This window comes from Algoriphagus sp., assembly GCF_024642405.1.
GTDB lineage: Bacteria > Bacteroidota > Bacteroidia > Cytophagales > Cyclobacteriaceae > Algoriphagus.
On sequence record NZ_JAHEBC010000104.1, the window covers coordinates 1 to 12,310 of the forward strand.

At 40.3% G+C, this 12,310-nt stretch carries 12 protein-coding genes; 1 reads left to right on the forward strand and 11 read right to left on the reverse strand.

Annotation, left to right across the window (positions count from 1 at the left end; genetic code table 11):
- The 9 genes from Q0L68_RS09825 to Q0L68_RS09865 form a co-directional block, all read right to left on the reverse strand.
- The coding region (locus Q0L68_RS09825; RefSeq protein ID WP_296702345.1) for a heparinase II/III family protein at window positions 1-1,692 on the reverse strand (1,692 nt) is incomplete at its 3' end.
- A gap of 50 nt (window positions 1,693-1,742) precedes the next feature.
- Window positions 1,743-2,633, reverse strand: coding sequence for an SMP-30/gluconolactonase/LRE family protein (locus Q0L68_RS09830; RefSeq protein WP_296702348.1), 891 nt, complete (start codon window positions 2,631-2,633; stop codon window positions 1,743-1,745).
- A gap of 120 nt (window positions 2,634-2,753) precedes the next feature.
- Complete coding sequence (locus Q0L68_RS09835; protein WP_296702350.1) at window positions 2,754-3,641, reverse strand: sugar phosphate isomerase/epimerase; 888 nt, start codon at window positions 3,639-3,641, stop codon at window positions 2,754-2,756.
- Window positions 3,642-3,810: 169 nt separating this feature from the next.
- A complete protein-coding gene (locus tag Q0L68_RS09840) occupies window positions 3,811-4,608 on the reverse strand; it encodes an SDR family oxidoreductase (RefSeq protein WP_296702353.1) in 798 nt (265 codons plus the stop codon).
- 1 nt (window position 4,609) lies between these two features.
- Window positions 4,610-5,644: a zinc-binding dehydrogenase gene (locus Q0L68_RS09845; protein ID WP_296702356.1), complete on the reverse strand. Its 1,035-nt coding sequence runs from the start codon at window positions 5,642-5,644 to the stop codon at window positions 4,610-4,612.
- 3 nt (window positions 5,645-5,647) lie between these two features.
- Window positions 5,648-6,355: an orotidine 5'-phosphate decarboxylase / HUMPS family protein gene (locus Q0L68_RS09850; protein WP_296702360.1), complete on the reverse strand. Its 708-nt coding sequence runs from the start codon at window positions 6,353-6,355 to the stop codon at window positions 5,648-5,650.
- 265 nt (window positions 6,356-6,620) lie between these two features.
- On the reverse strand, window positions 6,621-7,958 hold the full coding sequence (locus Q0L68_RS09855; protein WP_296702361.1) for a PEGA domain-containing protein: 1,338 nt from the start codon (window positions 7,956-7,958) through the stop codon (window positions 6,621-6,623).
- Between the two features lie 93 nt (window positions 7,959-8,051).
- Window positions 8,052-9,122, reverse strand: coding sequence for a membrane dipeptidase (locus tag Q0L68_RS09860; protein WP_296702364.1), 1,071 nt, complete (start codon window positions 9,120-9,122; stop codon window positions 8,052-8,054).
- A 3-nt stretch (window positions 9,123-9,125) separates the two neighbouring features.
- On the reverse strand, window positions 9,126-9,836 hold the full coding sequence (locus Q0L68_RS09865) for an SAM-dependent methyltransferase (protein ID WP_296702367.1): 711 nt from the start codon (window positions 9,834-9,836) through the stop codon (window positions 9,126-9,128).
- An 89-nt stretch (window positions 9,837-9,925) separates the two neighbouring features.
- Here Q0L68_RS09865 and Q0L68_RS09870 point away from each other — a divergent pair, with 89 nt between their 5' ends.
- Complete coding sequence (locus Q0L68_RS09870; RefSeq protein ID WP_296702370.1) at window positions 9,926-11,263, forward strand: amidohydrolase family protein; 1,338 nt, start codon at window positions 9,926-9,928, stop codon at window positions 11,261-11,263.
- Window positions 11,264-11,280: 17 nt separating this feature from the next.
- Here Q0L68_RS09870 and Q0L68_RS09875 read toward each other — a convergent pair whose 3' ends face one another.
- Together Q0L68_RS09875 and Q0L68_RS09880 are read right to left on the reverse strand one after the other, a co-directional pair.
- The gene (locus tag Q0L68_RS09875) at window positions 11,281-12,039 is read right to left on the reverse strand and encodes an alpha/beta fold hydrolase (protein ID WP_296702373.1); all 759 of its coding nucleotides are present in this window, start codon (window positions 12,037-12,039) and stop codon (window positions 11,281-11,283) included.
- Window positions 12,040-12,179: 140 nt separating this feature from the next.
- Window positions 12,180-12,310: pyridoxine 5'-phosphate synthase (locus tag Q0L68_RS09880; RefSeq protein WP_296702377.1), on the reverse strand; the 131-nt coding region annotated here is incomplete at its 5' end.

Below are 12,310 nucleotides of genomic sequence, written 5' to 3' on the forward strand. Positions count from 1 at the left end.
GGTTTTACCGTCTTGCTTCAAAATTGCGCCGTCTTCAGTTAATTCTACATTAGCTAAGGTCATCATTTGCCAAGTGATGAGTTGCGTGCTTTCAGAAAGTTCAATTTCATCCTCAATTGTTATAGAGCTGGGGCTGTCTTTTGTGAACTTCCTTTTAGCTGATTTTACCTGACCTTCCAAAGTTTTGCTGAGGTCAAAAGTTGCTTCGGGTTGCTCACCATCCTTAAAAGAAAGAAGCTCCGATTGGCCTTCTGTACGATGAAGGGAATCGTTTACAGTCAAGGTGCTGTGTCCGAAATTGTTTTTGGTTAATAAGGTCCAACGTTCGCTACTTTGAGAGCGGTTCCAAAGATCGAATCCGGTTTGCTCCAAGTCATTGTAATTTTGATTGCCTGGGTCAATGGACCAGCGAACTCCATTTAATTCAAAAATAAAGGAACCTGCATCCATGTTTCCATGATTCACCATTCCTCGCCCACCTTTTCCGCCGAAATAATAATTGTGGGGATCATTTTCGCCTCCTGTAAAAATCACAATCGGGTTCGATCCTTCTCCTTTCCAGGCAGTCGGAATTCCTGCACCACCTTTTTCTTCATACTGGGAAAGCCATGCCATGGAGGCACCAGCTAGACGTCCAAGTTTCCCGATTTTATCAGAAGAAATTAGGAATCGTTCTCTTTCAAAATAATTGGGATTCCCGGATTTTGCTGCAAACCATGCCAAGGTAAAATCTCCCGCTTTACTCCGCTGATCCCCGCAATCCGCAAAATTATAATACCAACCTGAAGGGGCATTTGCCAAAGTCCTGAAAACAGCACTTTCCTTAAAAGCAGGGAATTCCCAATGTCCGAAGTCTGTGCCAAAAGCACTTTCCAACATGGCAGCTGTGATCACTGAAAAGCTGGTTCCATAGGCCCAATAGGTGGATCCTTCAGGGTAAACTCCATCCGGTCCGTATTCTACCAAAGAGTGAGGTAAGCCATCCAATGCACGACTGATGGTTTTAGATGCTAAGGCAGGATTATCTTCTGCGATGGCAATGGATGCAGCGATCATGCCACCATTGCAGACCTGATTCCAATTATTGGTACCAAATGCCCAAGAAGGAGAACCTCCGCCTTCAGGCCAGCTTGGAAGAATGGCTTTTTCAATCAAGGACTTTTTAGCCAGTTCTTGGGTAGTTTTTGGTAAGTCGCCGGCTGTCCAATCCAAGGCAAATGCCACCGCTGTTGCCATCTCGGCTACATCAAGAAAATGGGATGGATTCCAATCTGAAAAATTGCAAACTGCTAAAACCTCTTCATTGATTCTGGCTAACACCTTGGGGTCTTTTTCCATCAGATAAACAAAACCCAACATATTCATCCGATAAAGCATTTCTCTGGAAGTCCCTAACAACCTTCTTCCCTCCATTACTCTTTCCAGAAGCGGCTCTTCGAATATAGCATCAGCATTGTCCTGAATGGTTGCATACATATTTTGTAGAACTGGATCTGTCTTGATATTCCTTTTCAGGTTTTTCAAAATAGGCTGATCGTAAACTAATCTAGGGGAGGATTTTATAAGGTTTTTTTGGAGATAAGAAACCGACATGGGATTGTCAAGCTTGGGGATTTCCTCCTCCTGAGCAAACGCTGGGAACATTGCTAAGACAAAAATAATCGAGAGAATCAATGGCAGTTTAGAATGCATAGGTTTCAGGGTTTTAGTGATTACTTTCATCTTTTGGCAGAAAGGGTTTCTTATATAGTTGACTTGTTTGGTAGAAATCCCTTGGCGGTAGTTTTCACCAAAAATACATCGCCGCTTAGCGGAAATTCTTTCAGTTGGGTATCACTTAGATTTTCTTGGGCTGTGGTAATCAAAAGCGTATCAAGATCCTTTCCCCCAAAAGAACAGGAGGTAACATGTGGAACTGGGAGTTCGATTTTATCCAGTAATTCGCCTGAAATTGGATTCCAGCGGTAAACTCCTGATCCTCCGTAATGCGCTACCCAAAGCATTCCTTCAGAGTCTATGCTCATCCCATCAGGAAATCCCAATTCTTTGGGAATCTCCACAGCAACTCGATCAAATTCTATTTCTCCAGATTCTAGGTTAAACTTATATGCCTTGATTTTCCTAGTCGGTGTATCGATAAAGTAAAAAGTTTGATTGTCCGCTGTCCAAGCCATTCCATTGGAAATGGTTAAATCACTCAGCATTTTCTTAGGTTTCAGATCATTACCAATACAATACAGTGACCCTGCACCTTCAGTAAACAAGGTGCTCAACGTCCCAATCCATATTCTTCCATTGGGATCTACTTTTCCATCGTTGAATCTATGTAAAAGGAGGTCCAATTCCACCTCGGTAAGCCATTTCAATTCCTCGGTTTTCAAATCAAAACTGGCAAGTTTTCTATCCAATCCAAGTATCAATTGATCATCTTTTCCTTCCAAAACAACAGCAAGTCGATGCGGGAAAGAATAGGTTTTAGTTTGGCCACTTTCCAAATGGTGCTGAAAAAGTTTGCCCTTTTCGATGTCCACCCAAAAGAAGCATTGCAATTCTGAATGCCAATAGGGACCCTCGCCAAGGAAGCATTGGGATGGGATGGAAGTGTAGTTATAGGTTTTCAATGTTTTCAGCATTTAAAAATTGAGAAAATATTCTGTGAGACGTTTTATTGTGTCATTTCGAAGGAGGAACAACTGAGAAATCTCCTCAATAAATACTTATAAGGCCGTATTTCGTACTTCACATTTCTACATTTAAGGATGCCAATACTGAGCAATTTTCTTTTTTAAGAACCCAACACTTCTAGCTAATTGATCCATGCCATCGACTCCGTCTTCGATACTGATCCAGGAATCAAAACCAACTCGTTTTAATTCAGTAAAAATAGCGTCATAATCATTCATCCCTTGTCCGATCTCACCATGGCTCAACCGCTTGGCATAACCTGTTGCTCCGCCTTCTTCTTTTCGCAAGTCTTCGATTGTTCCATACTTTAAAAACCGATCGCTTGCATGCATGGTAACTACTCTTTCCGACACATCATATAACAAATCCAGTGGATCTTCGCCTGCCAAAAAAGCATTACTTGGATCGTAATTTACTCCGAAATTTTGGTGATGGATACTATTAACCAATTTCGTAAAGATGGCTCGCTTCTGGGCAAATTCAGGATATTCCCAAAAATCATCCTTGTAATGATTTTCAATGATCAAAGTAATTCCTAAGGATTGTGCGTAAGGGAGGCATGCCTCTATACAGTCCTTTGCTAATTTAATTCCTTCCTCGATTGAAAGTTCAGGGCGATATTGACCAGAAAGAACCCGGCAATATTTTCCTCCCAATTCGTCCGTCATTTCAATCCATCTCTTCTGTTTTTGGATTTCTTTTTCCCGAAATGCTTTATCTCGATGGGTAAAATCAGGAGAACAACACATCATGGGGATGACCATACCTTTGTCTTCCACCATTCTTTTAAATACTGGCCATTTTTTTTGGTCTTCCATTTCAAGAAATCCAGCATACCACTCCAAACCGTCAATTTCCAGGGGAGCAGCTAAGTTGATCCATTCAGAGATTTTCATGGTTCCATCCTTGCAGAGGGCTTGCATGAAAGCTTTAGGGAAGGCGGCTATTTTGGGCATTTTGTACTTTAATTGAAGTTAATATTTGTAATGTTCATGATAGAAGGAAGATCAAAGCATCATAAAATCTGGTAAACTCTAATTTTAAGGTCAATTTGGTCTCCCCTGCCTACCGGCAGGCGTCTTCGGTCTTCCCCGCCTCCCGGAGGGCAGGCAGCAAGCGAAGCAATTACTTATGCGGAATGGTGCTTGCGTCTTTTGGAATATTCCGTCCTATCATCGGGAATTGCTCCAAATCAACAACTTGACCACTAATCGGTCCGCTTTCATCAGAAAGCCAATAAATTGTAGCAGCAGCTATTTCTTCTGGCCAAATAATCCTTCCCGCCGGAGCATACATTTTCGATAATTCTTTGTACCAGGTGTCGGCAAGTCCATGTTCTTTCTTTCGCTCAATTTCCTTTTCTGTAAGTACCCATCCAGGATTGATCTGATTGACTCTTACACCATTTTCACGGAAAAGAGAATCTCCCAAATTCCTGGTCATGGTCATCAAAGCTCCTTTGGAGATACTATAGGCCAACAGATTATGCTCGCCGCTCCAGGCATTGATGGAACCAATATTCAAAACTGCTCCATGACTTTCTATCAAATGAGGCAGCGCCGACTTAATCAAGAATAATGGGGCAATAGTATTTACATCCAAAATCCTATTCAAAAATGCTTTATCGGTGGTCTGAATTGTCGATGCGGCAACGATTGCTGCATTATTCACGATGGCATCAAGTCTTCCATAAGTCTCCAAAGCAAGGTCAACCAATCTTTGAGCTGCTCCTTCATTGGAGAGATCTTCTATATGTAGTTTTGAATTTTCAGTGCCTAATTCAGAGACAACTTGCGTTCCCAATTCCTCCTCCAAACCATGAACGATCACTTTTGCCCCTTCAGATACTACTTTTTTTGCAATTGCTTTTCCGATTCCCATCGTACTGCCTGTGACGATGATTACTTTGTCTTTTAATCGCATCTTAAACTGGTTTTAATACACTTTTTACCACATCTCCATGATGCATTTTTTCAAATGCTTCTTTCCATTCAGTAATTGGCCAAACTCCTCCGATAATCGGTTTCACATCCAAAGCTCCACTTGATAATAAAGCAATGACCCGTTCCCAAATAGGCCAATTATGACTAAAACTTCCTTGAAGTCTGACATTTTTTTGAATAATCGGATCTAAAGAATAATTGCATGGTTGGGGACCCCAGCCAACTTTTGTGATTTGTCCATTTGGACGAACGAGTTGCATTGCAATCATTAAAGTTTCGCTAACGCCAGCGGCATCGATGATCAAATCAGCTCCCATACCGTCTCTACTTTTTGCCCAGGAATTTGCATCTCCGATAATGGTATGGCAGCCATATTTTTTTGCGATTTCCAATCTTCCTTTGTCTGTTGGTAAACCGATTATTGCTACTTCTGCTCCACAAAGTTTGGCCACTGCAGCGCAAAGAATCCCAATCGTTCCAGGACCAATAACTACAACACGATCCCCAGGTTTGATAGTGGAATTTCCTACCACCGCATTATAAGCCACGCAACAAGGTTCGGTTAGGCAAGCTTCTTCGAAAGAAAGGTTATCAGGCACCGTGTGAAGGCATCTTGCTGGCACCTTTACAAAACGAGTCATGGCTCCATTGACTCCATAGCCAAAACCTTTTCTGGTTGGATCGAGGTTATATAAGCCAACTTTACTCATTGGGTTTTGGCTGTCGATCACTGCTGCAGTTTCACTGACTACTCGATCTCCTACTTTCCAAGAATTGACATTATTACCCAGTGCTGCGATTTTGCCGCCAAATTCATGTCCTAAGACTACAGGATAATTTACAGGCCAGCTATGATCTGAAGTCCATTGATGAAGATCGCTCCCGCAAACTCCTACATTTTCTACTTCTAATAAAATATCGTTTTCACCAATTTCTGGGATAGGAATTTCTCTTATTTCAACAGAATGTTTTTTCTCAGAAAAATTAACTACTGCTGCAGATTTAGTGCTGGACATGGTTTAGGATCTTTTGGGTAAAACTGTTTCTTGACTATGAATTGCTTCGCAGATCTTTCGTAGAGATCCCTCGAGATCTCCGCTTGCGGTTTTAAAGGAATCTGCATCGATGGTTAAAGGTGCCCCGAGAACTACTAATGGTGCACCGTATTGTGGGCATTGGATGGCTTGTTCCAAAGAAAGTCCACCAACCGCCTGTACAGGAATATTAACAGCTGCAACAACTTCTCTAAGTTGATCCAACGGACTTGGCATTCTTTTTCCGGAAGCTGCAATTCCTCTTCTTTCATCATAACCAATATGATGTATGACATAGTCGCAACCTAAGTCTTCTAAAAATTTGGCGCCATCGATCATGCTTTCACAGATCATATTATCACCCATAACCTTCGCTCCAAAATCCTTTCCTGCCTGAACCACACATTTGATGGTTTCGGCATGTGCTCTAGCCATTACAACTACATGCGTGGCGCCTGCTTTGGCCATCATTTCTGCTTCCAGATAGCCTCCATCCATAGTTTTCAAATCCGCAACTAAGGGGACGTCAGGGAAAGCCTCTCTTAGTTTCCTTACTCCATGTAGGCCTTCTGCCAAAATCAATGGAGTTCCGGCTTCCAGCCAATCCACTCCAGCTCTTATTGCCAAAGCTGCAGTTTCTAAAGCTTCATCGATGTTTGTAAGATCAAGGGAGATCTGTACAATAGGTTTCATATGTTTATAATTTGTTTTTTAACTGTCATATGGAATGCCCTGAATAATCCTTCCTTCATGTGAGAACTTTTCTAATGGGCATTTCATAATTTTTGGGTTTTATTGAATTGAATTAAAAAAGTAGAATCTTAATATAAGCTTTTTTTAAAAGTCAGCTTTCTGTCACTGACCTGAATAGCCTTTATTTATTATATTTTTTAATCCTGGAGATTGAATAAAAAAAACCTCAGCTTTTTTGGCTGAGGTTTTTTCGAAAAATGAGTTTTTATTTTTGAAGCCTTGCTTGGACTTCTTCAATCAATCCTTCGTACTTTTTAAGGATACGAGCCCAATCTTCGAATTTTTCATCATCCTTAACGGTAACTTGATTTTGCCCATCCAGGTACGCTTCCTGACTAATCAACTTAATTGCATAAGCCAGTTGATCGGAATTACCTCCGCTACTTACAATTACTCTGGTTCGAATAATACTGGATTGGAAGTTCTGTACTTGCCATGATGTAGTTAAATATCCAGTATTGTAATCTACCGTTTCTAAAATATCAAAATATCTAGTGATGATAGAGCTTAGAATTCTCCATGCTTCTTCAGAGGAATAATCTGAATTGACTGGAACTGTAATTCTAACATTTGCCAAATCAGATGAAACCGAAGAAGTATAAGCCTCATCAACAGTCATTTCCACAAAGTCCGTTACCGGAGGCTCCTGCATATTTGCTTGGTTATAATAATTTTTAATATATCGTACATACCCATCTTTAGAAATACGAACTTCCACACTTCCGTTTTTTGGTACTTTCAGATCATAGCTGCCTGTTCCAACTCTCCTGCCTGAAATTTCAATTATAGCATCATTGGGATTGGTTGTAATTCTTACTAGTCTATCATCCAGCTGTGCTTTTTCTCTTACTGGTGGTTCTGGATCAGTCTCTGGCTTGTTACAAAAAACTTTTGTGTATTCCACATAACCGTCTTTATTGACTGTGACTGTAACACAATCTCCCAATGGTACTTGTACATCTTGATTTCCTCTGCCTAAACTTACACCATTGGCAGTAACTACGCCATCAGCTGGAACAACTTCCAATCTAACCTGGCGATCTTTTAGCTCGAAATAATCCTTTGCAGGAGGAGTTTCTCTGTCTGGAGAATTGTAATAGCTTTTTGTAACAGGCGCATATCCTGGTTTTTTCACTTCAACCGTATGAAAACGATCCTTTTGGATAATCAGATAGATCGCTTTGCTCCCAATCACTCTTCCATCGACAAGAATTTCGGCATCATATGGTTCCGCAGTAATTTCGACTCTTCTTGCGTCTAAAGAAACATATTGATCTTTATCCCATTTCAAATCTCTGTTATATTCTTTGATTACGGGTTCGTATCCAGGTTTTATTACTTTGATTCTGTTACGACTGTCTTTTTCCAATTTGTATTCTATAGCTCCTGTTCCCAGTTCCTGTTTGTCAGAATCATCATAATCATTTAGCAAAATAAATTTTGCGTCAGAGTGATTTGCTGTAATCTGAAGTTTTTGTGAGAAAGAAAGAGTTGATGTAAAAAGAAAAATTAAGGTAAGAGAAAGTAAATTTTTAAATGTCATAAATTGGTGGTTTGCGTTTAGCTTTCGCTAAATAATTCAATTAGAATTATTTATGCAAAACAAAAGCACAAGAATTGTCCAATTTTTCCCCAATTAAGACCATGTTTTATTAAAAAAGTTGAGCCAGTTTCCGTGCATTACTTTAGCGACATCTTGATCGGAGTAACCTCTTAACCTCAGTAAATCAGGTACTTTGTTAAGGTCAGCTATACTATTTAAGTCATGTGGAGCCTGCTCTTTTCCAAAAGCGCCATCTAAATCCGAGCCAATTCCAATATGATTGGCATTTCCTGCAATTTGGCAAATATGATCTAAATGATCTAAAACGGTATTTAACGTTACATTTCTTTCTTTTGGAGTCGATTTGCCTCTTTCCCATCCTGGACTTAGCATCCAGGCATCCATGGCACCGCCAATTACAGCACCTCGATCGATCAAAGCTTTGATCATTTCATCTGAGAATTGTCTATTATGATCGACTAAAGCGCGGCAATTATTATGACTTGCCCAAACATGACCTTTGAAAATTTCCAAAGCTTCCCAAAATGCCAAATCGCACAAATGAGTAGCATCTAAAATAATTCCCAGTTCATCCATTTTTCGAAGTAAAGCTTTGCCATTTTCATTTAAAGGCGCAGAGGCATCCGTTCCGTGAGCATAGCGACCTGGGCCATAATGTGCAGGTCCTAATGCCCGAAGCCCAGATTCGTAGGCTTTTTCCAAATAGTCCAAATTGACAATCGAATCAGCACCTTCGAGAGATAGGATAAATCCAACTGGTTTTTTTGCTTGATCCCCTCCGTTTTCCCAAAGAGCGATATGGGCATTGAGTTCCTGTAGATTTCTGATTTGAGCCATCTCACCCTGCTCCACCATAGCTTGATACCAAGCTAATTGACCTTGGGTTTGTGCCCAAGCTTGAGCTGGCGAATTCCATCCGGGAAGTGAATTGTCAGGAGCAACATATCTTGCGATTTGAGTGGCAACTACCAATCCGATATTTCCTTTTCTAAGTGCTGGTAGAGAAACTATTGCATTTTCTCGGTCAGGTTTATCCGTTAAGCCTTTTTCTCTGGAATTGATTTCCTCAACTGATCGAGTCAAATCACGATTCCACTCCAGAGCGTTCATACTCAAATCCAAATGGGCATCAATGGTAAACATATCTTAAAAGCTTTGAATGATAAAAACGGTAGGAATCTTATGCAGGTCGAGCGGAAGTTTTTTCCAATCTGCTATAGTTTTAGTAAGGATTAGCTCATCTTTTGCCGTAATATTTTTAGCGATACAAAGCTTAGTATTAGCAGAAAGTACGCGAAGGCAATCCTCAAATATCTGATTGTTTCGAAACGGTGTTTCCATAAAAATCTGTGCCCTCTTTTCACGAAGTGATTCCGATTCTAAGCCTTTTAAAGCTGCTGCACGATCTTTTTTATCGATCGGTAAATACCCATGGAATGCGAAAGATTGCCCTGAGAATCCAGATCCCATTAGTGCTAAAAACATAGAACTGGGTCCTGAAAGTGGTACCACTTGAATGCCTTTGACATGGGCATGGGCAACTGCCAAAGCTCCCGGATCGGCAATTCCTGGACAGCCAGCTTCAGAAATTATTCCTATATCGGCACCATTCATTAAAGGCTGCATCAGCCGATTGATCGTTTCAGGTTTAGTGCTTTTATCGAGAATTTCCATGTGGATTTCTTCGATGTTTACTCCTAGTTTTAAGCTGCTGATATAGCGTCTTGCAGTCCGTAAGTTTTCCACCAGATAGACTTTTGTATGCTTAACAACTTCCTTTACTTGAGGACTGATTACCTCAAGTGCTGTATTTTCCGCTAGGACATTTGGGATTAGAAAAAGTTTTCCTTTTGGCATGTTGATGAATTCTTACTTATTATAAATCGAAAGTTAAAGTTAATAAGTCAAAATCATTAACTTAACAGACATACTTACAATTGATTTATATGAAAAGAATTAAGTTTCTACTTGCCGTTTTACTCTTCTCTAGTAGTATTTCTGGATTTTCGCAAAATTTAAAAGCACTTGTAGGAGGCACATTGATTGATGGTTTCGGAGGTGTTCCAATTAGGAATTCTGTCATTCTCATCGAGGGTGAGAAAATTGTTAGAGTAGGTCAAGTTGGGACTTTAGAAGTTCCCTCTGGGGCAGAAGTTATTTCGACAGAAGGGATGAGCGTGATGCCAGGATTATGGGATATGCATGTTCATTTAATGATAAATGGCCACAGTGATTATTCGCATTGGGATAGTACCTATATAGATATTTTAGATCCGGTGATCATGCCTGCTTCTGCGCATCAGTTATTACTTGCTGGCGTGACGAGTGCACGGGATTTGGGAGCTCCTTTAGAGGCGAGCATAAATGTTAGAGATAGAATCAATAGAGGTGAAATTCCGGGCCCAACTATTTATGTTTCTGGGCCATTTATTCAAAAAGCTCCATACCCCAATACCGAAGCATTCCGCTGGGGAATAAATGGTGTTGCTGACGCGAAAGCAAAAGTGAAAAAACTTGCAGATGCAGGTGTAGATGTTATAAAGTTGATTGATCAGGACCAGATGACTTTAGAGGAAGCACAGGCAGTAGTGGATGAAGCACACAAATATGGGCTACCGGTGGTGGGTCATTCGCATCGACCCGAAGAAATAAGAATGGGTCTAAAAATAGGAGTGGATTGTTTCGAACATACAGGTTTATCTTCTGCCCCTGAATATCCTGAGGACATCATGTTGATGATTCAAGAAAGAGCAGCAAAAATGAATATGGGGCCTTTATTTTGGACGCCTACTGTAGAGGGGTTATATAATTATGAATCTGTCCGTGATAATCCGGAAAAGCTAGATGATCCTTCTTGGCATTTAGATTTGCCGGACTCTATTATCACTGATATTAAAGAGTCTTTAAGGTACCCTGGGAGAATGTCATATTTCCAACTTACTCCTGTAAGAAAACCTACTTTGGAGCGGAAATTCAATCAACTGAAGCAAAGCGGTGTAGTGATGCTGATTGGTACGGATAGTGGGATTCCTATGAAATTTCACAGCCAAAGCACTTGGAATGAATTGGACGTGTGGGTCAATGAATTTGGCTATGATCCGATGTTAGCTATCAAAGCAGCTACTTATTGGCCATCTGTGGCGATGGGAGTATCAGATAAAGTGGGAACAATTTCTGAAGGAAAATATGCTGATATTATTGCTGTAAGAGGAGATGTCTTACGCCATATCAGCTTATTACAAGATGTGGATATGGTCATCAAGCATGGTAAAAAAGTGAAATAAATGGAAAGTGGTGAAATTTAATTTAGGAATTTAACTACCTCTTCTACTACCGCTTCTGGTTGTTCTGCATGAAGCCAATGACCAGCATCGGAGATGAACTCAACTTCATAGTTTGGAAAAAAATCCTCCATATCTGATAAATCAGATTGCTGGATATAGTTTGAATTTTCACCTGCTAAAAATAAAGTTGGACCGTCGTAAAGACCTCCTTCTTCTAAAGCTTTTCCTACTTCCTCGATATTTTTGGAGATAACTGGCAAGTTGATTTTCCAGACAAAACCATTGGAATCCCGGCTTAAACTTTTCAGCAAAAATTGCCTAATTCCAATTTCCGGAATGTATTTTGAAAGAATGTCATCCGCATCTTTTCGGGATTTAATAGCTTTTAGATCTATGGAATTCAATCCTTCTAAAATACTTTGATGATGGATAGGATAGTAACGGGGAGCAATATCTGCCACAATTAATTTCTTAACCCGCTCCGGGTATTTGATCGCAATATTCATTGCGGTTTTCCCTCCCATAGAATGTCCCATTAAGTATACCTGATCTAGTCCCTCATCGTCTAAAAGTTCTTTAAGATCTTCCACCATAACCTGATAGTTCCATTCGTCAGCTTGAGGAGAGTCTCCATGATTTCTTTGGTCTACCAGATAAAGTGTAAATGATTTTTCGAGTTCTCTCGCTATACTGAACCAATTATCTGCCGAACCAAAAAGTCCGTGAAGAATGACTAAGGGTTTTCCGGTACCGAGTTTTTTGAAGTTTAATTTCATTTTTGAATTACGAGTTACGAAATACGATTTACGAGATCAGGTGAACCTCTGACCTTCCTTCCTGAATTCTGTGAATTTCTATATCTGCTAAATTAGACTCTTTTCAGTTTGTTTTCTGAACACTGCCAACTGACAACTGCCTACTGAATTTCCAACTGCCTTCTATACATCTGAATCGTATTTTCCAATCCATAATACAATGCATCACATACCAATGCATGGCCGATGGAAACTTCATCCAAATAGGGAATGGACTTTTTGAGAAATGCCA

What these genes read in the sequence shown, in the direction of transcription:
- Q0L68_RS09855 (WP_296702361.1), bottom strand. Translation starts at nt 7,958, where the DNA reads ATGACATTTAAAAATTTACTTTCTCTTACCTTAATTTTTCTTTTTACA.
- Q0L68_RS09830 (WP_296702348.1), bottom strand. Translation starts at nt 2,633, where the DNA reads ATGCTGAAAACATTGAAAACCTATAACTACACTTCCATCCCATCCCAA.
- Q0L68_RS09835 (WP_296702350.1), bottom strand. Translation starts at nt 3,641, where the DNA reads ATGCCCAAAATAGCCGCCTTCCCTAAAGCTTTCATGCAAGCCCTCTGC.
- Q0L68_RS09875 (WP_296702373.1), bottom strand. Translation starts at nt 12,039, where the DNA reads ATGAAATTAAACTTCAAAAAACTCGGTACCGGAAAACCCTTAGTCATT.
- Q0L68_RS09870 (WP_296702370.1), top strand. Translation starts at nt 9,926, where the DNA reads ATGAAAAGAATTAAGTTTCTACTTGCCGTTTTACTCTTCTCTAGTAGT.
- Q0L68_RS09850 (WP_296702360.1), bottom strand. Translation starts at nt 6,355, where the DNA reads ATGAAACCTATTGTACAGATCTCCCTTGATCTTACAAACATCGATGAA.
- Q0L68_RS09840 (WP_296702353.1), bottom strand. Translation starts at nt 4,608, where the DNA reads ATGCGATTAAAAGACAAAGTAATCATCGTCACAGGCAGTACGATGGGA.
- Q0L68_RS09845 (WP_296702356.1), bottom strand. Translation starts at nt 5,644, where the DNA reads ATGTCCAGCACTAAATCTGCAGCAGTAGTTAATTTTTCTGAGAAAAAA.
- Q0L68_RS09865 (WP_296702367.1), bottom strand. Translation starts at nt 9,836, where the DNA reads ATGCCAAAAGGAAAACTTTTTCTAATCCCAAATGTCCTAGCGGAAAAT.
- Q0L68_RS09860 (WP_296702364.1), bottom strand. Translation starts at nt 9,122, where the DNA reads ATGTTTACCATTGATGCCCATTTGGATTTGAGTATGAACGCTCTGGAG.